The sequence below is a fragment of the Roseateles puraquae genome, assembly GCF_002205845.1.
Lineage (GTDB): Bacteria > Pseudomonadota > Gammaproteobacteria > Burkholderiales > Burkholderiaceae_C > Pelomonas > Pelomonas puraquae.
The window spans coordinates 1,410,868-1,432,601 of the sequence record NZ_NISI01000001.1; the positions used below are offsets into that span (position 1 = coordinate 1,410,868).

Here is a 21,734-nt window from a genome sequence, read left to right on the forward strand (position 1 = left end):
ACCAAGCACTTTTAGGGGTAAACCCGAGAGCAGTGCCAATTGCTTCACACATTTGTAACTGCCGCCGCTGTCGAGCTGACCCAACAACTGCACGAATCCGGGCTAACTCGGAGTCCACAAGCGTGCCGGCTTTTGCTTGAATGGCAACGAAGCCGAGGAACCGCCCCATGAGCAGCAGTACCGCGATCACCTGTGTCAGCCCCCGCATCCCGCTGGCGCGCATGCGCAGCATCTACCGGCTCGAAGAGGTCAGCCGGCGGCTGGAGAAGTTGCCGCCCAAGGAGCACGAGTCGCTGCGTGCCACCTATGAACGCATGCTGGAGAAGGGCGAGCAGCGCTTCCAGGTCAAGCCCTCCGGCCTGCCGGCGATGGAGGCGCTGTACGACGAACTGCCCAACTTCCACGAAGTGCTGGACGACGTGCGTCGCCAGATCGCGCTGTGCAACGACAGCAGCGACGCGCTGGAGATCACGCCCTTGCTCCTGCTCGGCCCGCCGGGCGTGGGCAAGACCCATTTCGCCCGCCAGCTGGCCGAGCTGCTGGGTACCGGCATGGGCTTTGTCTCCATGAGCTCGCTCACCGCCGGCTGGGTGTTGTCCGGTGCCTCCAGCCAATGGAAGGGCGCGCGCGCCGGCAAGGTGTTCGAGGCCCTGGTCGAGGGCGAGTACGCCAACCCGGTGATGGTGGTCGACGAGATCGACAAGGCCGGTGGTGAAGCCGCGTACGACCCGCTCGGCTCGCTCTACAGCCTGCTGGAGCACGACACGGCCAGCGCCTTCATCGACGAATTTGCCGAAGTCGCGGTCGACGCCAGCCAGGTGATCTGGGTCGCCACGGCCAACGATGCGCGCAGCATTCCCGACCCCATCCTGAACCGGGTCAACGTGTTCGAAGTGCAGGCGCCTGACTTCGCCGCCGCCAAGGCGATTGCCCTGCGGCTCTATCAAAAGCTGCGCGGCAGCCATGACTGGGGCCGCCGCTTCGACGATCAGCCCAGCGATGCGGTGCTCGACCGCATGGCCGAGCTCGCCCCGCGCGAGATGCGCCGCGCCTGGATGACAGGCTTCGGCAATGCCCGGCTGGCCCAGCGCGGCACGGTGCTGTGCGAGGACCTGCCCGCGGCCAGCCAGAAGAAGGGCCGCATCGGCTTCATGCAGTGAGGCCGCCTGCGCAGCCGACAATGCCGGCATGCCTGCCACGCTGAACGGTCAACTCGTCGTTGCCATTTCCTCACGCGCCCTGTTCGATTTCGAAGCCGAGAACGAGGTCTTCGAAGCCGGTGACGACCGCGCCTACATGGCCCTGCAGCAACAGCGCCTCGATGAGCCCGCGCCCCCCGGTGTGGCGTTCTCGCTGGTCCAGAAGCTGCTGGCCTTCAACGCGGGCGGCACGCCGCAGGTGGAGGTGGTGGTGCTGTCGCGCAACGACCCCATCTCGGGCATGCGTGTGTTCCGCTCCGCGCGCCACTACGGCTTGCCGGTCGAGCGCGGCGTGTTCACCCGCGGCGCATCGCCCTGGCGTTACCTGAAGCCGCTCTCGGCCCAGCTGTTCCTGTCCACCAACGAGGCCGACGTCCGCCAGGCGCTGCAGGCCGGCGTGGCAGCCGCCCGGGTGATGCCGCAGGCCGCCCGCGCCTCGGCCGCGCATCCGCAAGAGCTGCGCATCGCGTTCGACGGTGACGCGGTGCTGTTCTCCGACGAAGCCGAGCAGGTGTTCCAGCGCGACGGTTTGGCGGCGTTCCGTGACCATGAAACCTCACGGGCCCACCTGCCGCTGCCCGCCGGCCCCTTCAAGCCGGTGCTGGAAGCGCTGCACCGGCTGCAGCGGTCGCCCGGCGGCGGCATGCATGTACGCACGGCGCTGGTCACGGCTCGCAGCGCACCGGCCCACGAGCGCGCCATCCGCACGCTGATGGACTGGCAGATCGAGGTCGACGAGGCCATGTTTCTCGGCGGCCTGGCCAAGGGCGAGTTCCTGCGCGAGTTCGAGCCCGACTTCTTCTTCGACGACCAGGCGGGTCATGTCCAGAGCGCCGCGGTCCACGTGCCGGCAGGGCAGGTCACGGCGGGCATCGCGGCAGGCTGAGCCCGACCGGCACGCCGACGCTCAGGGCCTGAAACGCTCCACCGACTCGCTCCCCTGCAGCCGCAGCGGCACGGCCTCATTGCCGAGCCAGTCCTTCAGGTAACGGGCATAGCCCACGCCGCCCGGCTGCTCGCTCAGGCCACCGGGCCAGACGTTCTCCACGCGCGAGGTGCCCCAGGGCGCGAACTCGGCCACCAGCCGCTGCGAGGCCGAGTGCCGGCTGATGAAGTCATCGGGCTTGGCGGCGCGCGGCTCAAAGCCAGCGACATCCACCGTCTGGTAGCTCCCATCGACCGGAATGCCTGCGCGACCGGACAGCGGCGGCGGGTAGACGCTGCCCGGCGACGGCAGCGTGAACGGCGCGCCGAGTTCGCTCCTGAACTCCACGCGGTGCAGCAGGCCCCAGCGGTAGTCGGCCTGGTTGGTGGAGTTGCCGAAAGCGGGCTTGAAGGTATCGCTGGCCGCGAGCGTGAGCGCATCGGCCAGGCTTTGCAGCAGCACGATGTCGCGCCGGTCCTCCGCGGCCGTGACACCGGCCACCGGGAAGAAATCCAGCCCCGAGGCACCGCGGCCGGCGTTCTGCGGGAAGCTCTCCAGCAGGTGCCCCAAGGCGATCAGCAGCGGCCCGGCGTCAGGCACCGGCAGTCCGGCGCCGCCGACCACGCGATCGACCGTGTTGGCGGCCAGCCGGCTGCGCCACAGGTTGTAGAGCGTGGCGGCCACCGATGCCCGCACGCTCTCGGCCGAGGGTTGGCGCCCCGCCGGCTTGTCGGCGTCCCAGCCTTCAGTGAGGCCGGTGGGGCTGGTGTAGTCCCAGCGGCGCAGGCGGCCCGCGGCCTCGGCAAGGCCGGGTTGAGCGGCCAGGGCGGCCAGCGCCGGCAGCGCGCCGGGGCGGCGGGCGCGGTCGAAAGCGCGCAGCAGGTGCGGCAACAGCAGCTGGGCATCGCGGATGGTGCTGTCGGCCTGGATGGATTGCATGTCCTCGAAGCGAACGCGCCGGCGTGCCAGCACCTCCTTGAGCCGTGCGGTGATCTGCCCCGCGCGCAGGCCCGTGGAGTCATTGAAGTTGAACGACAGGTAGTAGATGCCGCCGCCCGGCCGGGTCTCGTCGAAGGGGTTGTTGTCGAAGGTGACGCCCAGCGGGTCGTTGTTGCCGTTGACGAGAAAGCCGGCCGGCGGGTTCACGATCTGCGGCAGCTCGGAGAACGGCAGCACCTCGTAAGGCAGCGCCTGCTGCGGCTGCGGGTTGCGCACCGGCAGCCACTCATTGCCGCCCTGCCCGTTGCGGATGAAGTGCGGCGGCAGGCCGTTCACGAAGCCGGCCTGCAGGTCTTCGCGCACCGGCACCTCGCCGCTGGTGAAGTAGCCCAGGTCACCGCGGCCATCGGCCACGATCCAGTTCTGCGCGCCCACGTCAAAGAACTGCAGCGCTGCCTTGAACTCGTTCACCGTCGTCGCGCGGATGATGCGCATCAGGGCGTCCACCTCGCGGGTGGGGCCCGCGCCGGCCCATTGCAGCGTCAGCGCCGAGCCGGTGGTGGCGTCGAACTGCACGACCGGGCCATGGCGCGGCACGATGAGGGTCACCGGCGGAATGTCACCGCCGGCCGGCACCGTGACGAGGTTGTCGGGCACGCCGTCGCCCGGCCGGTTGGCCCGGTAGGTCTGCGGGATCGGAATGACCGGCTCCAGCTGGCCCTTGTAGACGCTGCTCAGCCCACTGGGCGAGCTGGCGTCGGGCACCAGGCGTTCCTGGTAGGTGTCGGTCACGTCGAACAGGGAGTTGGTGCTGCCCCAGGCGATGTCGCGGGTGTAGCCGCCCAGCAGCATGGGCACGCCGGCAAAGCTGTCACCCACCGCTTGAAGGGGCGCGCCCGCCGCGCCGCTCACGCTCAGGCCGATCGGGTACCAGACGCCGGGTGCGGTCAGCGACAGGTGCTTGTCGTTGGCAATCAGCGGCCGCCCGCTGGCGGTGTAGCGCCCGCTGACCGCCCACAGGTTGGAGCCGGCCCGGTGGTCGCGCTGCGTGATGCCGCGCAGCGCCGGCACACGGCGCAGTTGCTCGCGCCAACGGCTGGCCAGGCGGTCGACGTCATCAGCCACGGCCGCGCCCTGGGCCGCACGCGGGCGGTGTGGGCCGCCGTAAGCGCGCGGCGGGCGCTGGGTGGCGTCCGGCAGGGTCGAGGCGGTGTCCAGCGGTGCGACGCGGTTGAGGTCGTCGAAGAACAGGGCCTTGCCGTCGAAACCCGCCACCGCGCCGGCACGCTGGTAGGCGGCCAGCGCCAGCGTGTTGTCGATGTCGGTTTCCAGCGAGAGCTGGGCCGCGAACAGCTTGCCGATGACCACACTGTCCAGCGGCGTCCACGGCGCGACCTGGGTCAGCTCCAGTGCGCGGTATTGCACCGGCAGTGGGTAGGCCGCGATGTAGGCATTGACGCCGCGGGCGTAAGCCTGCAGGGCGGCCAGCGCTTCGGGTGACAGGGCTGCGAGCGACTTCTCAGCGGCCCGGCGCAGGCCGATGGTGCGGAACTGCACATCCGACGCCAAGGCCCCGGTGCCGAGCAGCTCGGCCAGGGTGCCGCTGGCGGTGCGCCGGTACTGGTCCATCTGGAACAACCGGTCGCGCGCATGCACGAAGCCCTGCATGAACCACAGGTCGGCCTCGTTGCGGGCCTGCACATGGACGATGCCGCTGCGGTCGCGCGACAGCTCGACGGGCGCGGTCAGGCCGGTCAGTTGAACCGCGGAGGCAGACAGCGTGTCGCTGACATCGGCCTGGGCCAGGGTCGCGCCAAGGCACAGCGCGAGTGAGATGAAACGGCGCGGCATGTGGAACCCTCCCTGGGCATCGCAACGCGCACGACTATCCGCCTCTCACGACCCGTGTACACAAGGGACTGCCTGAGCCAGCTTCCGGGGACGCAGCCGCAGGCCGCGGGCATCGCCCTGACACGCAGCCTGGTGCCACAAAGCACAACGGCCCCGAAGGGCCGCTGTCATCAAAGCGCTGGCAAGTTCAGCCGCGGCGACGGCGCGAAATGAAACCCACCGCACCCAGCCCGGCCAGCAGCAGCGCGTAGCTGGTGGGCTCCGGCACGGCGGCGGCGGTCACGCTGAAGCTGACGTTGTCGATGGCCAGGGAGTGGTCGTTGTTGACGTCATTGGTCTCGACCCAACGCACCCAGAGCGTGTCGCCGGGTGCCCAGGTGGCCAGCACACTGCCGCCCAGGCCGGTCACGAGGCCCGCGCCATTGCCATTCACGGCCACGCCGCTCGTGGATGTCGAGCCGAAAACCGGCGAAGTGAACTGGAAGGAACCGCCCAGCGCCGTCCAGGACGACACCGCGCTGAAGCTGGAACCGAAGCCGTATTCGACCTTCATGGTCTGGGCCAGGCTGCCGCCGGACGTGCCCGCTGACACACCACCATCCCGCCACTGTTCACCTTCGTAGCTGAACGTGAAGCCGGAGAGGGTTGCCGCCGTGTTGTTGGTCAAGGCCAGCGCGATGTAGCCGGCGACCGCGCCCGACGTCGGGCTGCCAAACACCGTGCCGCCCGAGCCGGTGCCACCCAGCGCACGGTCCGAGCCGGCGCCGAAGGCAAAGAAACCGCCCGCGTTGCTGGCTGCCGTGCCGTAGCTGCTGATGGCCGCATTGTTCTTGTTGTAGAGGTACCAGCCCGTCAGGGTGGTGTCGTTCCCCCAGGTATTGGCGCTGCCCGACGATGCCAGCGTGTCAAAGCTCTGGCTGTACGTGAACGACGTGCTGTTCACCGACACCGCGGCCTGGGCAGATGCCGCGGCCGACAGGGCCAGGGCGGCCAGGAGGATTCGAGAAGACATGCGCTGAACTCCAGACAGTGGGGAGGAGGAAGAAGGGTTCGTGACAACTTTCACTACCCCGTCAAATTCGGTCAACGCGGAGAACCCGCCTTCCCCCGGGGTTGCGGGGGTCGGGCTGTGGTCTGGGCGCCTCAGCGGCACCACCGTGCAGCAGCGGTGCACAGCGGCGGCGCATGCACCCATCTGGCGCGAATCATTTTGTCCACATGACGAATCGCCCGGGGTATCGGTCGGCCCACAATGCCGCCGCTTCCTGGAAGGACACCATGCCCCGCTTGACTCTCTCCGCCCTCACGCTGGCCTTGTTCGCCGCGGCCTCCACCGGCGCTGTCGCCGCCACCCAGGGCTACTACCGCCAGCCCGCGCTGCGGGGCGACCAGGTCTTCCTGGTGGCTGAAGGCGACCTCTGGCGCGTGAGCGCCCAGGGCGGCGATGCCCAGCGGCTGACGACCCACCCCGGCCAGGAAACCCAGCCGGCCGTCTCGCCCGACGGGCAATGGCTGGCCTTCACGGCGCAGTACGACGGCGGGACCGAGATCTACGTGATGCCGGTTGCCGGAGGCGTGCCGCGCCGCCTGACCTGGGAGGGCGGCGGCCTGAAGGTCTGGGGCATCACCGCGGCCGGTGAGGTGCTCTACACCGGGCTGGACGGTGGCCCGGGCTTGCAGCTCTTCGCCATCGACATGAAAACCGGCCAGCGCCGCCAGTTGCCCGTCGGCCAGGCGAGCGACGCGGCCCTGAGCGCCGACGGCCACACGCTGTACTTCACCCGCAACGGCCTGCGCAGCGACAACGCGCGCCAGTACCGCGGGGGCGCCATCGCCCGGCTGTGGGTCATGGACCTGACCGACAAGTCCGAAGCCCGCCCGCTGCTGGCCGAGGGCAACAACGACCGCCGTCCCCTGCCCTACCGCGCGGGCGGCCAGGATCGCATCGCCTTCCTGTCCGACCGCGACGGCAGCGTCAACCTGTGGTCGGTCAACGCCCAGGGCGGCGACCTGCGCCAGCACACGACGCACAAGGGTTGGGACATCCGCCACGCGTCCGCCGACGGCAGCCGCGTCATCTACGCGCTGGGCGCCGACCTCTACCTGGTGGACCTCGCACAGCCGGCCGCCGCGCGCAAGCTCGACATCCACCTCGGGGGCGACTTCGACCAGCAACGCGAGCGCTGGGTCAAGAAGCCGCAGGACTTCCTGACCGACACGTCCTTCGCCCCGAACGGCGAGCGGGTGCTGCTGGCCGCGCGGGGTCATCTCGCGACCCAGGGCGTGCAGCAACTGCGCCGTGCCGAGCTGCCGCAGCCGGCTGACGGCCGCTGCCGCAAGGGCGAGTTCAGCAGCGACAGCAAGAGCGTGCTGGCGATCTGCGACTTCAGCGGCGAGACCGAACTCTGGCGCTTTGCCGCCAACGGCAGCGGCCAGCCCGAGCGCCTGACCTCTGGCGCCACCACCCTGCGCCTGGCCCTGCTGCCGTCGCCCGATGGCCGCTGGGTCGCACACACCGACAAGGAACACCGCGTCTGGCTGACCGACCTGAAGGCCAAATCCACAAAGCAGATCGCCCAGGGCCAGCGCGGCGAAGCGCCCGAGCTGCAGGGCTGGAGCGCGGACGGCCAGACCCTGGCCTGGACGCGTTCGCTGCGCCACCCTGACCGTAGCCAACTGGAGCTTTACAACACGGCCGACGGTCGCACCCACACGCTGACCAGCGACCGCTACGACACCACCGCCGCCACCTTCAGCCCCGATGGCCAGTGGCTGTATTTCGCGTCCAACCGCAACTTCGCCACCACGGGTGGCGGCAGCCCCTGGGGCGACCGCAACACCGGCCCGTTCTTCGGCCTGCGCACCAAGCTCTACGCCCTGGCCCTGCAGCCGGGCCTGCGCTCGCCGTTCGCGGCCAAGGATGAACTTGAATCCAGCGCCGACAAGAAAGCCGACGAGCAGCGCGCTCAGGACAAGAAGACCACCGACAAGAACCCTACCGAGCGCAAGCCCGACGCCCAGCCCGGTGCCGACAAGAAGCCCGATCCGAAGGCCAAGCCCGCCATCGACTTCGAGGGCCTGGCGGCGCGCCTGTACGAGCTGCCGGTGGCGGCCGGCAACTACCGTGCCCTGCGTGCCGACGGCAAGCGGCTGTGGTTCCTGGACCAGGACTTCGACCGCAAGACCCAGCTCAAGTCCATCGGCATCGACAACCAAGGGGGCGCCCCCGAGGTGCTGGCCCAGGACGTGCGCGGCTACGAGCTGAGCGCCGACGGCAAGAAGCTGATGCTGGTGCGCAACCAGGGCGGCGGCGCGCCCGAGGTGCTGATCGTTGACGCCGCGCCCAAGCTACCGGGCGACCTCGCCAAGCAGCAGGTGCGCTGGAGCGACTGGCAGATCGCCACCCAGCCGCGCGCCGAGTGGAAGCAGATGTTCGCCGACGCCTGGCGCATGCACCGCGACTTCTTCTACGACGCCGCCATGCATGGCGTGGACTGGGCGGCGGTGCGCACGAAGTACGAGCCGCTGGTGGACCGTGTGACCGACCGCTACGAACTGGCTGACCTGATGGCCCAGATGGTGGGCGAACTCGGTGCCCTGCACAGCCAGGTCGGCCCGGGCGATGTGCGCCCGGCGCCCGACGAGCCCGGCCTCGCCGGCCTGGGTGGCCGCTTCTCGCGCACGCCAGCCGGCTGGCGTATTGACGCCATCTATGCCCACGAAGCCGAGCTGCCCGGCGAAGCGCCGCCGCTGGCCGCCCCCGGGGTCGACCTGAAGGTGGGCGACATCATCACGGCCGTGAACGGCCGGCCCACGGCGGATGCGCCGCATCTGCTGGAACTGCTGCGCGGCCAGGCGGGGCGGCAGGTGCTGCTGGACGTGAAGCAAGGCGAACAGCGGGTGCAGCGCATCGTGACCCCGGTGGCCCAGCGCCGCGAGAACCAGCTGCGCTACAACGACTGGCGCGTGAGCCGCGCCCGCGCGGTCGAGCAGGCGGGCCAAGGCCGCATCGGCTATGTCCACCTGAGCGCCATGGGCCCGGCGGACATCGCCGACTTCGTGCGGGAGTTCTACGCGGCCATCGACCGCGAGGGCCTGATCATCGATGTGCGCTACAACAATGGCGGCAGCATCGACAGCTGGATCCTCGAGAAGCTGCTGCGCCGGGCCTGGGCCTTCTGGCAGACGCGCTCCCCGGCCGGCACCGCGGTCTACCCCAACATGCAGAACGTCTACCGCGGCCACACCGTGGTGCTGATGAACGAGGACACCTACTCCGACGGCGAGACGTTCTCCGAAGGCTTCAAGCGCCTGAAGCTCGGCCCGGTCATCGGCAAGCGCAGCTCGGGTGCAGGCGTGTGGCTGTCCGACCAGAACCGGCTGCTGGACAACGGCATCATGCGCGCCGCCGAAAGCGGCCAGATCGACGCCGACGGGCGCTTCCTGATCGAAGGCGTGGGCGTGACGCCGGACATCGAGGTCGACAACCCGCCGCGCGCCACCGCCCTGGGCCAGGACGCGCAACTCGACGCTGCCATCGCCGAGCTCAAGCGTCGCATGGCGGCCGAGCCGGTGCGCGAGGTCAAGCCCGGGGCTTACCCACGGCCCGTGAAGCCCTGACGGCCAGCACCGCCCTGCCAGCCGCGAGCCCCAGGGCGGACCATCGGGCCACGCAGCCCCCCTAACCGAGCAACTGCCAGCCGAGGGCCCGCTCCAGGCACCACACGCCGGCCAGGGCAGCCACGCCGGCCGACAGCACCGGCACGATGCCGCGCCGGTAGATCGGCTGGCCGCGCATCAACAGGGCAGGCGGCAGCAGCAACGCGACCACGGCGAGCTGCCCCAGTTCCACGCCCACGTTGAACCCCAGCAAGGGCAGCACGAGCGCGCCGCCCCGCAGGCCCAGGTCCTTCAGCGGCCCGGCAAAGCCTACGCCGTGTACCAACCCGAACATGGCCACCATCACCCAGCGCGGCCCAGGCACGAAGGGGCGCAGGTTGTCCAGCGCCGCCAGCAGCACGGTCAAGGCGATCAGGGATTCGACGGCAGCCGCCGGCGGATCAATGAAGCCACCCGCCGCCAGGCCCAGCGTGACCGAATGCGCCAGCGTGAAGGCGGTGACGAGCTTGAGCGTCTCGGCCAGCACGCTGCGGGCGCCGTCGCGCGGCTGCCAGACGGCCCCATCACGCCGGAACACGGCCACCAACAGCAGCGTCACGAGGAAGAGCACATGGTCCAGCCCGCCTGCGATGTGGCCCACGCCTTCCACGATGAACCCGCCCAGGCCGCGCCCCTCTGCGGCATGGAGCCGCCGCGGGCCCGCGCCCGGCACCAGGACCAGGGGCTCCCCCGGCGAGCCCTCCAGGCGCGCGAGCCCGCGGTGGGCTGCATCGGTCTGGGCAAACAGCCGGTAATCGAGCACCAGCGCCTGCACCGGCGACGGGCAGTGCCAGTGGCGGATCAGCACCGCGTAGGTGCCGTCACTGTGCTCTTCGAGCTGGGGCGTCGGCCGGTCCAGCGAGGTGCAGGCCACGCCATCGGCCGTGAATTGCAGGCCATCGGCAGCGAGGCGCTCGATGTCCGGCCAGCGGGTCCGGACCTCGCCCCAGCTGAGCGCGCCATCGCCGTCGGCGTCGAGCGCCAGATCGCGGTCAAGGTCGCGCAGGGCCACGTCCAGGCGCTGCTGCACCTGGGTGCCGTCCACGCGGTAGATGACGTAGGCTTCGCTGGCCTGGTGGGCCTGGGCGCCGCCGGCAAAGAGCAGGGTCAACCACAACAGGCAGCGGATCACGACGCAAAGCTCCGGTCGAGGGCGGTCAGGCGGGCATCCTGCCAGTCCATCGCGCGCAGCTCGCGGGCCAGCGCCCGGCGCGGCTCGTCGCCCTCGCGGCCGACTGCCAGCGCGGCGCGCAACAGCAGTACGGCGTCGGCAGGCTCGCGCTGCAGGCCCCAGTTGGCCTGTGCCAGACGCAGGGCGTCGCGCGGCTGCTGCATCACGTCGAGCGCGAAACGCGCCTGCTCGCGCGCATGTTTGCCGGGCTCGCGCCGGTCGGCGGCACTCAGGCGCTCGCGCATCCGGGCGGCAAGCGCCGTGGTGTCGCGGCCCAGCTGGCGCATCGCGATCACGCGGCGCAGCAGCAGCGCATCGGCATCGGCGTCCGGGCTGCGCTCCAGCAGCGTCAATGCCTCGGCAGCGCGCTGGCGGGCCAGCAGCCAATCCGCCAGCGCGGCACGGGTGTAGACCTCGTCCTCCCCGGCCAAGGCAAGGCGGTAGAGCATCGGCGCGGCTGCGTCGTCCCCCAGGCGCTCGGCCAGTTCGGCGCGCATGAGGGCCAGCCAGGGCGCGGGGCTGCGGTCGGCGCCCAGTCGCGCGAGCACCTGCGCGGCCGCCGGGGCCTGGCCGGTGAGGCTGTCCAGCTCAGCGAGGCAGGCCGATGCCTGCAGCGGCGCCGCGGCGCGCAGTTGCTCGCAGAGCCCGCGCGCCTGGGGCAGCTCGGCGCGCAGCTGGTGCAGCGCGGCGGCATCCAGCAGCGCCTGGGCACGATCGGCCGGGGCCAGATCCGGGCGCGCGAGCAGCCGGTGCAGATCGGCCAGCGCCGCGTCGAAGTCGTGCTGCGCCTGCCGGACCCGCGCGCGCAGCAGCACGGCCTGGGCCGGCGCGTCGGCCTGCCCCCACCAGTTCGCGAGCGCCGCCTGCGCCGCACCCAGCTCGCGCGGGTCGCCGTGCACCCGGGCACGACGCAGGGCCTCGCGGGCCTCGGCCGCGGCCAGCGCCAACTGGCCCGGGTCGCGCGCCAGCGCGGCGCGGCGCTGGCGCTCGGCAGCGTCGATGCGATAGGGCAGGCGTTGCACGACGGTGGCGTCGTCCTGGGGCACGAAGGGCTCGGCCCCCGACGGCAGCGACAGCATCAACGCCGCCATCCACACGCCCCACCGCAAGGAGGCCGGCAGGACCCTCACAGCGGCTGGGGCTCTTCGGTGTCGCTGGCTGCGACGTCCACGGTCGGCAGGCCCAGGGCCTCGGAGGTCTCGTCATCGGTCTTCTGCGCGGCGAGGTAGCTCACCAGCGCGGTCGACGAGGCCACCGCGCTGTCGGGCACGGCCGTGGGAGCGACGGGCGGCGGCGGTGGTGGGGGCGTGACGGCATAGCCGTCATCGCCGCCACCGCAGGCGGCCAGCAGGAAGGTGGCACCGGCGGCCACCGCGGCAGTCTTTCGCGTCAGCATGGCGGCCTCCTTCACTTGGTGCCCGGGACGGGCGTGTTGAGGTAGGGGAAGGCCGGCAGCAGCGGCACGACGGCCTGGTCCACGGCGTCGTGCAGCTTGAAGGCGGTCGCCCCCAGCGGCACGGCGGAGGGCTTGCAGGCCGCACCGAAGCCGAGCTTGTCGGTGTCGCCGTTGGCCATGCACAGGCCGCCCATCACCGCCACCAGCGAGATGTCGACCACGTCGTCCTTGGGCCGGCGGCCATTGGGGAAGCCGGCGTTGTCGCTGCCGCCGGCCAGGATGTTGCCGACGATGCCCAGGCGGTTCTGCTGCGCGAAGGGCACGGGCTGGATGGCGGTGTTAAGGCGCAGCATTTCGGAGGCGGCCACCGTCTTGGGTTGGTTGACGCCCTTGATGCCGGTCAGGAAGGTTGTGACGAGGTCGTTGCGCGGGAAGTTGGTGGGCGCCGTGTTGGGCAGGCCCAGGGCGATCTCCAGCAGCGCAGGCAGGGTGGGGTTGGTGACGTAGTCGGCGAACTGGGCGTCGTCCTTGGGCTTGGAGGCGTTGAACTTGTCCTTGTCCTTCAGGCCGATGACGACCTCGTTCACGAGGGGCATGCCCAGGCGCGAGACCTGCACCCACGCGCCACCGGCCTTTTCGCTGGTTTGATGGCCGCTGGCCGGCTTGGGGTCGAGCAAGCGACCCTGGCGCAGGCTGGCCGTCGTCCAGCCGCCGATGACATCGTCGCCGGCCGACTTCAGGCAGTCCTTGTGGACCTCCAGCGCGAGCGTGGTGACGTTCTTGTCGGCCAAGGTGTTGGGCGCGGCATTGATCAGCGACGGGTCGGTGATGACCGAGACCGGCGCGTTGACGAGGTCGAAGATGGTGCCGAGGTTGACGGCGAAGGGGTCCTGACGCTGACCGACGAACACCTTGCCCGGCGTCTGGCAGCCCGGGATGTTGACGGCGTAGATGTGCTTGGCCGCGTAGCTGGCGTAGTCGGCGATCGTCTTCTTGCCGATGTTGTCGACGGGCTTGTCGAAGGTGGTGGCACCGGTGCTGGCATTCGTGACGGCCTGCGCCATGCCGCTGCGGCGGTCGCCACGCACGACGGTCAGGGTGTAGCTCTCGTTGAGCTGCAGGTTCGCGTCCTTGACGTTGGACACCGCCCCCGACTGGATCAGCGGAATCCCCACCGTCTTGCCCCCCACGTTCAGCTGCGTGCCGGCGCCGTTGTTGGACAGCTTGTTCTTGAAGCGGAACTGGAAGGTGATGTCTTCCTTGGCATCACCGTTGTTGTCGATGTGGATCTCGTAGAGCGCGTTGGGGTCCAGCGAGAAATAGTTGGGCCCGCCGTAGGCATCCTGCAGCGGCAGGTAGTTGGCGATCAGCGTGACCATGCCGTCACGCCCGGCCTCGTAGCTGCGGAACAGATAAAAGTCTGATGCGTCGACCTTGGGCACCGTGGTGATGAACGGAGCTTCCCGGTGGCTGGAGGCCTGGGCGCCGAACACCAGGCAAAGCAGTGCGGCGCCCAGGGCGCTGCGGGTGAGACGTGTATTCATCGGAGCATCCTGTGTGGCGATGCCGGCTTGGCATCTGCCCCACCTACGCCACCCGCCCGCGACTGGATGCAGCCCTCCTCCGACAAATTAGGGGGAGGTGCCTGAGCCTGGCCTCAGCTCAAGGCCACCCGCGCGAACTTGCGCTTGCCGACCTGCAGCACATGCTCGCCGGCATCGAGCTTGAGCCCCTTGTCCGCCAACACCTCGCCCGAGCGGCGCACGCCGCCCTGCTCGATCATGCGCAGGCCCTCGCTCGTGGACGACACCAGGCCCGCGGCCTTCAGCACCTGGGCAATTCCCAGCGGCGCCCCGGTCAGTGCGACCGTCGGGATGTCGTCGGGGATGCCACCCTTGGCGCGGTTGATGAAGTCCTGCTCCGCCGCATCCGCCGCCGCGGCGCTGTGAAAGCGCGCGGTGATTTCCTTGGCCAGCATCACCTTGGCATCCTTGGGGTTGCGCCCGCCCGCCACCTCGGCCTTCAGCGCCGCAATCTCGGCCATCGACTTGAAGGACAGCAGCTCGTACCACTTCCACATCTGCACATCGCTGATCGACAGGATCTTCGCGAACATGCTGTTGGCGGGCTCGGTGATGCCGATGTAGTTGTTCTTGGACTTGGACATCTTCTCGACGCCGTCCAGGCCTTCGAGCAGCGGCATGGTCAGGATGCACTGCGGCTCCTGGCCGTACTCCTGCTGCAGGTGGCGGCCCATCAGCAGGTTGAACTTCTGGTCCGTGCCGCCCAGCTCCAGGTCGCTCTTCAGCGCCACCGAGTCATAGCCTTGCATCAGCGGGTACAGGAACTCATGCACCGAGATGGGCGTGCCGGCGGCGAAGCGCTTCGTGAAATCGTCGCGCTCCATCATGCGGGCCACGGTGTATTTGGCCGCCAGCTGGATCATGCCCACGGCGCCCAGCGGCTCGCTCCACTCGGAGTTGTAGCGAATCTCGGTGCGAGCCGGGTCGAGCACCAGCTTGGCCTGGGCGTAGTAGGTCTCGGCGTTGGCCTGGATCTGTTCCTTGGTCAGCGGCGGGCGCGTGGCGTTGCGGCCGGAGGGGTCGCCGATAAGGGACGTGAAGTCGCCGATCAGGAAGATCACCTGGTGGCCGAGGTCCTGCAGCTGGCGCATCTTGTTCAGCACCACGGTGTGACCAACGTGGATGTCGGGCGCCGTCGGGTCCAGGCCCAGCTTGATCCGCAGCGGCACGCCGGTGGCGGCGGAGCGCGCGAGCTTCTTCGTCCACTCCGCCTCGGGCAGCAGCTCCTCCACGCCGCGGCGCGTGATGGCCAGGGCTTCGAGGACGGCATCGGTGACGGGGTATTGCGGAGCGTCGGACATGGCGGAACTGGCTCGGCAACAAACCGAACCGAATTGTTAAGTTATTGATCCATCGGGGTTAACCGGCATGTCGGGTAGGACAGAGCCGTTAGAATTCACCCTTCGGTTGCGGGGTGTTGCTTCATCACAACGCAACCGATCAGGACCAAGGGATTGGAACAGAAGGATTTTAGGGCGGCGCCCACGAAGCGCGCCCTTCGCGTGGAACCGGCCTGTGCCGGGATTGCCCCAGCGACAACCCCGGAACAGCCAGCGTGACCGTTTTCCAGCAACGTATCCAGCAGCATCTGAAGCAACTCCAGGCCGGCGTCCAGCGCGCCGAGGCCTTTGCCGCCCGCCACCCGCGCGCCCTGACGGCGACCGTGGTCGGCACGCTGAGCTGCTTCGCCGTGACGGCCTTCGGCATTGCGCCGCTCGCGCCTGATGCGGCCGACCTGCCCAAGCGCACGGTGGTCCAGACCGTCGCTGCGCCCAGCATTGAAGACCAACTCGAAGAGCTTGCCGCCCACAGCATTGGCCTGACCCGCGCCGAGGCGACCCGCTCCAGCGACACCCCCGACACCCTGCTCAAGCGCGCTGGCGCCTTCGACCCCGCCGCTGCCGCCTTCCTGCGCACCGACCCCCTGGCCCGCCGCATCTTCCAGGGCCGCGCCGGCAAGATGGTGCACCTCACCGCCGACTCGTCCGGCACGGTGCAAAAGATCATCGTGCGCTTCCCGGCCGAAAAGGCCGAGCAGCAAGGCACCCACTTCACCCGGCTGACCATCGCCCGCGACGGCAGCCGCTTCACCGCGCGCACCGAGACGGCGCCGCTGCAGGCCCAAGTGGCCCTGGGCAGCGGCACCATCCGCAGCTCGCTGTTCGCCGCCACCGACGACGCCAACATTCCCGACGCCATCGCCTCCCAGATGGCCGACATGTTCTCCGGCGACATCGACTTCCACCGCGAACTGCGCAAGGGCGACCGCTTCAGCATCGTCTACGAGACGCTCACCGCCGACGGCGAACCCATCACCTGGGACGGTGGCGTCGGCCGCCTGCTGGCGGGCGAGTTCACCAACAACGGCCGCACCTATTCGGCGGTGTGGTTCAAGGACAGCGTGACCGGCAAGGGCAGCTTCTACGGCTTCGACGGCCAGAGCAAGCGCCGCGCCTTCCTGGCCAGCCCGATGGAGTTCTCGCGCATCACCAGCGGCTTCGCGATGCGCTTCCATCCCATCATGCAGACCTGGCGCCAGCACAACGGTGTCGACTACGGCGCCCCCATTGGCACCGCTGTGCGCACGGTGGGCGACGGCGTGGTGGAAGTGGCAGGCTGGCAGAACGGCTTTGGCAACGTCGTGCAAGTGCGCCACAGCGGTGACCGCACCACGGTCTATGCCCACCTGAGCCGCATCGACGTCAAGAAGGGCCAGCGCATCGAGCAGGGCCAGCGCATCGGCGCGGTCGGCATGACGGGCTGGGCCACGGGCCCGCACCTGCATTTCGAGTTCCGCGTCGGTGGCCGCCACGTCGACCCGCGCGTCATCGCCCGCGCTTCAGAGGCCGTCACGCTGCCGAGCTACGCCAAGTCGCAGTTCGTGCAGACCGTCGCCAGCGTCAAGACCCAGCTGGCCGTGGCCCAGACGATGGATGGCGTCTCTGCCGCCGACTGACCCTCGCCGGCTCTACGTCGGCCTGATGTCGGGCACGTCGCTCGACGGCACCGATGCCGTGCTCTTCGATGCCGGGTCCCGGGCCGTGCTCGGCCATGTGCATGCCCCGTTCCCTGCCGCGCTGCGCGATGAGCTGCTGGCATTGAACGCCCCGGGCGGCAACGAACTGCACCGCGCCGCCCTCGCGGCCAACGGCGTGGCGCGTGCCTATGCCGACGTCGTGGCCCAACTGCTGGAGCAGACCGGTACGCCGCGCAGCAGCGTCATCGCCCTGGGCGCCCACGGCCAGACGGTGCGGCATCAGCCCGGCGGCTTCGACGGCTACACGATTCAGCTGCTCAACGGCGCCCTGCTGGCCGAGCAAGCCCGCATCGCCGTGGTGTGTGACCTGCGCAGCCGGGATATCGCAGCCGGCGGCCAGGGGGCGCCGCTGGTGCCGGCCTTCCACCGCGCAATGTTCGACGCGGCAGAGCAGGACGTGGCCGTTCTCAACCTCGGCGGTATCAGCAATCTCAGCCTGCTGCACGCGGACGGCCGCACCGGCGGCTTCGACTGCGGCCCGGCCAACTGCCTGATGGACGGCTGGATCGCCCAGCACCAGGGCCTGGGCTTCGATGCGGACGGCGCCTGGGCCGCCAGCGGCGAGATCCTGCCGGACCTGCTGGCAGCGCTGCTCGCCGAACCCTACTTCGCCCTGCCGCCGCCCAAGAGCACGGGTCGCGACCTCTTCCACCTCGGCTGGCTGCAACCGCATCTCGCCCCCGACGCGCGCCCCGAGGACGTGCAGGCCACACTGCTGGCCCTGACCGCCCACACCGTGGCAGACGCACTGACGGCCCACATGCCGCAGGCGCGCCGGCTGATCGCCTGCGGCGGCGGTGCGCGCAACGGTCAACTCATGAAGGCACTGGGCCGGCTCTTGCCCGGCGTGACCCTGGCATCGAGCGCCGACCATGGCCTGCCGGTCGATCAGGTCGAGGCCGCCGCCTTCGCCTGGCTGGCCCATCGCTTCATCGAGCGCCAGCCCGGCAATCTGCCCGGCGTGACCGGCGCGGCCGGGCCGCGCGTGCTCGGCGCCTTGCATCCGGCCTGAGCGGTGGCGGCGTCAGCCGGCCTCGGGCACGTCCTGCTCCCGACTGCTGCGCATCGCCTGGCTGTCCGCCTCGGCCAGCTGCCAGAAGATGCCCGCCGAAGCCACCGTGATCAGGGCCATGCAGCCGAAGGTCGCCTGAAAGGCCTGCAGCGTGCGCACACCGCCGGCTTCGCTGCCAAAGAACTCAGTGAAGGCCGCCAGCACCGCGCCCGCAGCCGCGACACCCATGCCCATCGCCAGCATCTGCACCATCGACAGCAGGCTGTTGCCGCTGCTGGCAGCACCGGGCTCGAGGTCTTTCAGCGTCAAGGTGTTCATGGCGGTGAACTGCATGGAGTTGACCGCGCCGAATGCCGCCAACTGCAGCAACAGCAACACCAGCGGCTGCTGCGGTGAGGACAACGCGAAGCTGGCCATCGTCAGGCCCACCAGCCCGGTATTGACCACCAGCACCCGCCGATAGCCATGGCGCTGGATCAGCGGCGTGGTGATGCGCTTCATGGACATGCTGGCCAGCGCCACCGGCAACATCATCATGCCGGCCTGGGCCGGGGAATAGCCCATGGTCACCTGCAGCAGCAGTGGGATCAGGAAGGGCATGCAGGAACTGCCCAGCCGCGAGAACAGGTTGCCGATGAGGCCGATGCGCAGCGAGCCGACACGGAAGAGCCGCGGCGAGAACAGCGGGTCGGGGCGCCGCAGCGCATGCAGCCAATAGGCCACGAGACTGGCCAGGCCGAAGATCATCAGCACCAGCACCGAAGCCTGGCGCAGGCCCAGGCCTGAGAGGCCGTCGAGCGCCAGCGACAGCGCCACCATGCCGAAGGCCAGCAGCAGATAACCGGCAAGATCGAAGCGCACGCGCGCCACCGCAGGCGGCCGGGGCATCCAGCGCAAGGTCGCGAGCGCACCGAGCAGGCCGACCGGCAGGTTGATCAGGAAGATCCAGTGCCAGGAGGCCGCCTCCACCAGCCAGCCCCCCAGCGTCGGGCCGATCAGGGGGCCCACCAGCCCCGGAATGGCGACAAAGCTCATCGCCTGCAGAAAGCGCTCCCGCGGGAAGGTGCGCAGCACCACCAGCCGCCCCACCGGCAGAAGCAAGGCGCCGCCCAGGCCCTGGACCACCCGTGCGGCGACCAGCATCGCCAGGCTCGAAGCCATGGCACACAGCACCGACCCGACGACGAACAGCAGGATCGCGCCCACGTAGATGCGGCGGGTACCGAAACGATCAGCCAGCCACCCCGAGGCCGGGATCAACATGGCCATGGCCAGCGAATACGCCACCACGACCGACTGCATGCGCAGCGGGCTTTCGCCCAGGCTGCTCGCCATCGCCGGCAGCGCGGTGTTGACGATGGTGGCGTCCAGCGTCTGCATGAAGAAGCCCACGGCGACCAGCCACAGCAGGCGCTTCAAGGCGCGCTCTTGTTCGGGGTCGAGCGGGACGGCGGGCGAAGTCGGTACGGAAGCCATGGCGCGGAAAAGAAAAAGCCGCCCGAAGGCGGCTTGTGCAGGTGCGGGTCAGCGCAGGCGCGACATCAGGGTCTCAGACCGAGAAGCTGGAGCCGCAACCGCAGGTGGTGGTGGCGTTCGGGTTCTTGATGACGAACTGCGCGCCCTGCAGGTCTTCCTTGTAGTCGATCTCGGCGCCCATCAGGTACTGCAGGCTCATGGAGTCGATCAGCAGCGTCACGCCGTTCTTCTGCATCTGGGTGTCATCGTCGTTGACGGCCTCGTCGAAGGTGAAGCCGTACTGGAAGCCGGAGCAGCCGCCGCCCTGGACGAACACGCGCAGCTTCAGGTCCGGGTTGCCTTCTTCGGCCACCAGGTCGCGCACCTTGTCGGCGGCGCTGTCGGTGAACACCAGGGGCACGGGGATGTCGGTCGGGGTCTCAAGCACGGCGCTCATGGCGGGGCTCCTGTGGAACGGGTCGAAAACGAATGTGGGGATTGTCGGCCCAAAAACAAAAGGCCGCGTGAAGCGGCCTTTTGATGTAGGGGCATCGCGAACAATGCCCGGGGCGAAGATCAGCGCTTGCTGAACTGCTTGCGACGACGGGCGCCGTGCAGACCGACCTTCTTACGCTCGACTTCACGCGCGTCACGCGTGACGAAGCCGGCGCGGCTCAGTTCGGGCTTCAGGGCGGCGTCGTAGTCGATCAGCGCGCGGGTGATGCCCAGGCGCAGGGCGCCGGCTTGGCCGGATTCGCCGCCACCGTGGACGTTCACCTTGATGTCGAAGGCCTCACCGTTGTTCGTCAGCAGCAGGGGCTGCTTGGCGATCATGATGGAGGTCTGACGGCCGAAGTAGGTCTCGATGGACTTGCCGTTGACGATGATCTGGCCCGTGCCCTTCTTGATGAAGACGCGAGCGACCGACGACTTGCGACGGCCGGTACCGTAATTCCAGTTTCCGATCATGGCCGTTCCTTAGATCTCGAGAGCCTTGGGCTGCTGAGCGGTGTGCGGGTGCGTGGGACCTGCGTAGACCTTCAGCTTCTTGACCATGGCGTAACCCAGCGGGCCCTTGGGCAGCATGCCCTTGACGGCCTTCTCCAGCGCGCGGCCGGGGTGCTTGGCTTGCATGTCCTTGAACTTCGTGGCGTAGATGCCGCCAGGGAAGCCGCTGTGACGGTAGTACACCTTGTCGGTGGCCTTGTTGCCGGTCACACGGAGCTTGTCGGCATTGACGATGACGATGAAATCACCGGTGTCGACGTGAGGCGTGTAGATGGCCTTGTGCTTGCCGCGCAAACGGAGTGCCACTTCGCTGGCAACACGTCCGAGCACCTTGTCGGTGGCGTCAATCACAAACCACTCGTGCGTCACTTCGGCCGGCTTGGCGCTGAAGGTCTTCATGAGAGTAGCTTTCGCTAGTGCCGGCATCTCCAATCAGACTGGAAACACCGGCGATGGATGGCTGATTTGCTCCCCCGCCTCGGTGCTGTGTCTTGGATGCACAACCTCTCGACAGGGTTCTTTCCCGCAGCCTTTTGACGGAAAAGCCCGCGAGTGTAGCAGCTTGAGCGCTGGTTTGAAAACCGCCAAGGCGGTAACCTCTGCCAGAACGCTGCGGCCTCACGGCTTTCCTCCATGCCCACCCCGACTCCCGCGCCCGCCCCCTTGCCGGACGACGCCGTCACCGGCTGGGATCACGAGTTGTCGGCGCTCGGCCCCGACCCGAGCCCGCCGCCCCCGCCTGCGCCCAGCCCGGCCACCGGGCCGCTGGCCGGCGCGCGTGCAGCCCTGGAGCGGCTGTCGACCTGGGTGCCGATCCGCTCGCTGGGCCGGCGGCACCGCCGCCGCATCATCGAACACCTGCTGGCGCTGACGCCCGATGACCGCTACCTGCGCTTCGGCTACCCGGCCTCCGACGAGCAGATCCGCAAATACGCCCTCAGCATCGACTTCAGCCGCGACGAGGTGCTGGGCATCTTCAACCGCCGGCTGCACCTGATCGCACTGGCCCACCTCGCCTACGGCCTGCCCATGCCGGGCGAGCCGCAGCGCACGATGGCGGAGTTCGGCGTGTCGGTGCTGGCGCAATCGCGCAGCCGGGGCCTGGGGCGGCGCCTGTTCGACGCCGCCGCGCTGCACGCCCGCAACCGGGGCATCGACACGCTGTTCATCCACGCCCTGACCGAAAACCGCCCCATGCTGCGCATCGCAGCCGCCGCGGGAGCCGTCGTCGAGCATGACGGCGGGGGCGAGTCCGCCGCCTGGCTGCGCCTGCCGCCCGATACCGTCGGCTCCCAGGTCGAGCAGGCCCTGGAGCGCCATCTGGGCGAGCTGGACTTCCAGTTCAAGCGCCAGGCCCAGGTGATCAGCGGCATCGTCGACGGCGTGGCCGAGGTCAAGGCGCACTTTGACGCCTCTGGCCGGGCGGCCAAGCAGTAACGCCGCCTTCCACGTGAGTTACCACAAACCCGCCCCCTCATGCCGGGGGAATGGGGGCTAGC

At 69.4% G+C, this 21,734-nt stretch carries 17 protein-coding genes; 6 read left to right on the top strand and 11 right to left on the bottom strand.

Translation table 11 applies throughout. The annotated features are described in order from the left end of the window. The first annotated feature begins 167 nt into the window (after positions 1-167). Positions 168-1,160 carry an AAA family ATPase gene (locus tag CDO81_RS06410; protein WP_088482258.1) on the top strand — a complete coding sequence of 331 codons (993 nt, stop codon included), beginning with the start codon at positions 168-170 and terminating at the stop codon, positions 1,158-1,160. 28 nt (positions 1,161-1,188) lie between these two features. Beyond that, positions 1,189-2,085, top strand: coding sequence for a 5'-nucleotidase (locus tag CDO81_RS06415; RefSeq protein WP_088482259.1), 897 nt, complete (start codon positions 1,189-1,191; stop codon positions 2,083-2,085). A 21-nt stretch (positions 2,086-2,106) separates the two neighbouring features. On the opposite strand, the gene CDO81_RS06420 is transcribed toward CDO81_RS06415, so the two are convergent. Both CDO81_RS06420 and CDO81_RS06425 read right to left on the bottom strand, forming a co-directional pair. Then, positions 2,107-4,914 carry a penicillin acylase family protein gene (locus tag CDO81_RS06420; RefSeq protein ID WP_088482260.1) on the bottom strand — a complete coding sequence of 936 codons (2,808 nt, stop codon included), beginning with the start codon at positions 4,912-4,914 and terminating at the stop codon, positions 2,107-2,109. Between the two features lie 187 nt (positions 4,915-5,101). Further along, the gene (locus CDO81_RS06425; protein ID WP_158218171.1) at positions 5,102-5,926 is read right to left on the bottom strand and encodes a PEP-CTERM sorting domain-containing protein; all 825 of its coding nucleotides are present in this window, start codon (positions 5,924-5,926) and stop codon (positions 5,102-5,104) included. A gap of 266 nt (positions 5,927-6,192) precedes the next feature. Here CDO81_RS06425 and CDO81_RS06430 point away from each other — a divergent pair, with 266 nt between their 5' ends. Next, positions 6,193-9,534 (top strand): S41 family peptidase, encoded by a 3,342-nt coding sequence (locus tag CDO81_RS06430; protein WP_088482262.1) that lies wholly within the window; start codon positions 6,193-6,195, stop codon positions 9,532-9,534. A gap of 61 nt (positions 9,535-9,595) precedes the next feature. On the opposite strand, the gene CDO81_RS06435 is transcribed toward CDO81_RS06430, so the two are convergent. The 5 genes from CDO81_RS06435 to tyrS all read right to left on the bottom strand — a co-directional run bounded on the left by CDO81_RS06435 (position 9,596) and on the right by tyrS (position 15,024). After that, a complete protein-coding gene (locus tag CDO81_RS06435; RefSeq protein WP_158218172.1) occupies positions 9,596-10,705 on the bottom strand; it encodes a HupE/UreJ family protein in 1,110 nt (369 codons plus the stop codon). Beyond that, positions 10,702-11,874 (bottom strand): tetratricopeptide repeat protein, encoded by a 1,173-nt coding sequence (locus tag CDO81_RS27975; RefSeq protein WP_158218173.1) that lies wholly within the window; start codon positions 11,872-11,874, stop codon positions 10,702-10,704. The genes CDO81_RS06435 and CDO81_RS27975 overlap by 4 nt, the downstream gene beginning before the upstream one ends. Beyond that, entirely contained in the window at positions 11,871-12,140 is a 270-nt protein-coding gene (locus tag CDO81_RS06440) for a hypothetical protein (RefSeq protein WP_144397149.1), read from the bottom strand. The genes CDO81_RS27975 and CDO81_RS06440 overlap by 4 nt, the downstream gene beginning before the upstream one ends. Positions 12,141-12,151: 11 nt before the next feature. Beyond that, positions 12,152-13,684, bottom strand: coding sequence for a DUF4331 domain-containing protein (locus CDO81_RS06445; protein ID WP_088482265.1), 1,533 nt, complete (start codon positions 13,682-13,684; stop codon positions 12,152-12,154). A 113-nt stretch (positions 13,685-13,797) separates the two neighbouring features. Continuing rightward, on the bottom strand, positions 13,798-15,024 hold the full coding sequence (gene tyrS, locus CDO81_RS06450; RefSeq protein WP_088482266.1) for a tyrosine--tRNA ligase: 1,227 nt from the start codon (positions 15,022-15,024) through the stop codon (positions 13,798-13,800). Positions 15,025-15,278: 254 nt separating this feature from the next. On the opposite strand from tyrS, the gene CDO81_RS06455 reads away from it, so the two are divergent. Both CDO81_RS06455 and CDO81_RS06460 read left to right on the top strand, forming a co-directional pair. Beyond that, positions 15,279-16,679 carry a M23 family metallopeptidase gene (locus CDO81_RS06455; RefSeq protein ID WP_241516865.1) on the top strand — a complete coding sequence of 467 codons (1,401 nt, stop codon included), beginning with the start codon at positions 15,279-15,281 and terminating at the stop codon, positions 16,677-16,679. Continuing rightward, entirely contained in the window at positions 16,657-17,772 is a 1,116-nt protein-coding gene (locus CDO81_RS06460) for an anhydro-N-acetylmuramic acid kinase (protein WP_088482267.1), read from the top strand. The genes CDO81_RS06455 and CDO81_RS06460 overlap by 23 nt, the downstream gene beginning before the upstream one ends. A gap of 12 nt (positions 17,773-17,784) precedes the next feature. Here CDO81_RS06460 and mdtD read toward each other — a convergent pair whose 3' ends face one another. The 4 genes from mdtD to rplM form a co-directional block, all read right to left on the bottom strand. After that, positions 17,785-19,248: a multidrug transporter subunit MdtD gene (gene mdtD / locus CDO81_RS06465; RefSeq protein WP_088482268.1), complete on the bottom strand. Its 1,464-nt coding sequence runs from the start codon at positions 19,246-19,248 to the stop codon at positions 17,785-17,787. Between the two features lie 73 nt (positions 19,249-19,321). Then, on the bottom strand, positions 19,322-19,684 hold the full coding sequence (erpA, locus tag CDO81_RS06470) for an iron-sulfur cluster insertion protein ErpA (RefSeq protein ID WP_088482269.1): 363 nt from the start codon (positions 19,682-19,684) through the stop codon (positions 19,322-19,324). Between the two features lie 119 nt (positions 19,685-19,803). Next, a complete protein-coding gene (gene rpsI, locus CDO81_RS06475) occupies positions 19,804-20,196 on the bottom strand; it encodes a 30S ribosomal protein S9 (protein ID WP_088482270.1) in 393 nt (130 codons plus the stop codon). A 9-nt stretch (positions 20,197-20,205) separates the two neighbouring features. Continuing rightward, positions 20,206-20,634, bottom strand: a complete 429-nt coding sequence (gene rplM, locus CDO81_RS06480; protein WP_088482271.1) for a 50S ribosomal protein L13 — start codon at positions 20,632-20,634, stop codon at positions 20,206-20,208. Between the two features lie 234 nt (positions 20,635-20,868). Here rplM and CDO81_RS06485 point away from each other — a divergent pair, with 234 nt between their 5' ends. Then, positions 20,869-21,672, top strand: a complete 804-nt coding sequence (locus tag CDO81_RS06485) for a GNAT family N-acetyltransferase (RefSeq protein WP_241516866.1) — start codon at positions 20,869-20,871, stop codon at positions 21,670-21,672. Positions 21,673-21,734: the final 62 nt, after the last annotated feature.

Bases quoted from the DNA above. Each gene is read 5' to 3' on its own strand.
- CDO81_RS06410 (WP_088482258.1), top strand. From the start codon at position 168: ATGAGCAGCAGTACCGCGATCACCTGTGTCAGCCCCCGCATCCCGCTG.
- CDO81_RS06415 (WP_088482259.1), top strand. From the start codon at position 1,189: ATGCCTGCCACGCTGAACGGTCAACTCGTCGTTGCCATTTCCTCACGC.
- CDO81_RS06420 (WP_088482260.1), bottom strand. From the start codon at position 4,914: ATGCCGCGCCGTTTCATCTCACTCGCGCTGTGCCTTGGCGCGACCCTG.
- CDO81_RS06425 (WP_158218171.1), bottom strand. From the start codon at position 5,926: ATGTCTTCTCGAATCCTCCTGGCCGCCCTGGCCCTGTCGGCCGCGGCA.
- CDO81_RS06430 (WP_088482262.1), top strand. From the start codon at position 6,193: ATGCCCCGCTTGACTCTCTCCGCCCTCACGCTGGCCTTGTTCGCCGCG.
- CDO81_RS06440 (WP_144397149.1), bottom strand. From the start codon at position 12,140: ATGCTGACGCGAAAGACTGCCGCGGTGGCCGCCGGTGCCACCTTCCTG.
- CDO81_RS06445 (WP_088482265.1), bottom strand. From the start codon at position 13,684: ATGAATACACGTCTCACCCGCAGCGCCCTGGGCGCCGCACTGCTTTGC.
- tyrS (WP_088482266.1), bottom strand. From the start codon at position 15,024: ATGTCCGACGCTCCGCAATACCCCGTCACCGATGCCGTCCTCGAAGCC.
- CDO81_RS06460 (WP_088482267.1), top strand. From the start codon at position 16,657: ATGGCGTCTCTGCCGCCGACTGACCCTCGCCGGCTCTACGTCGGCCTG.
- mdtD (WP_088482268.1), bottom strand. From the start codon at position 19,248: ATGGCTTCCGTACCGACTTCGCCCGCCGTCCCGCTCGACCCCGAACAA.
- erpA (WP_088482269.1), bottom strand. From the start codon at position 19,684: ATGAGCGCCGTGCTTGAGACCCCGACCGACATCCCCGTGCCCCTGGTG.
- rpsI (WP_088482270.1), bottom strand. From the start codon at position 20,196: ATGATCGGAAACTGGAATTACGGTACCGGCCGTCGCAAGTCGTCGGTC.
- rplM (WP_088482271.1), bottom strand. From the start codon at position 20,634: ATGAAGACCTTCAGCGCCAAGCCGGCCGAAGTGACGCACGAGTGGTTT.
- CDO81_RS06485 (WP_241516866.1), top strand. From the start codon at position 20,869: ATGCCCACCCCGACTCCCGCGCCCGCCCCCTTGCCGGACGACGCCGTC.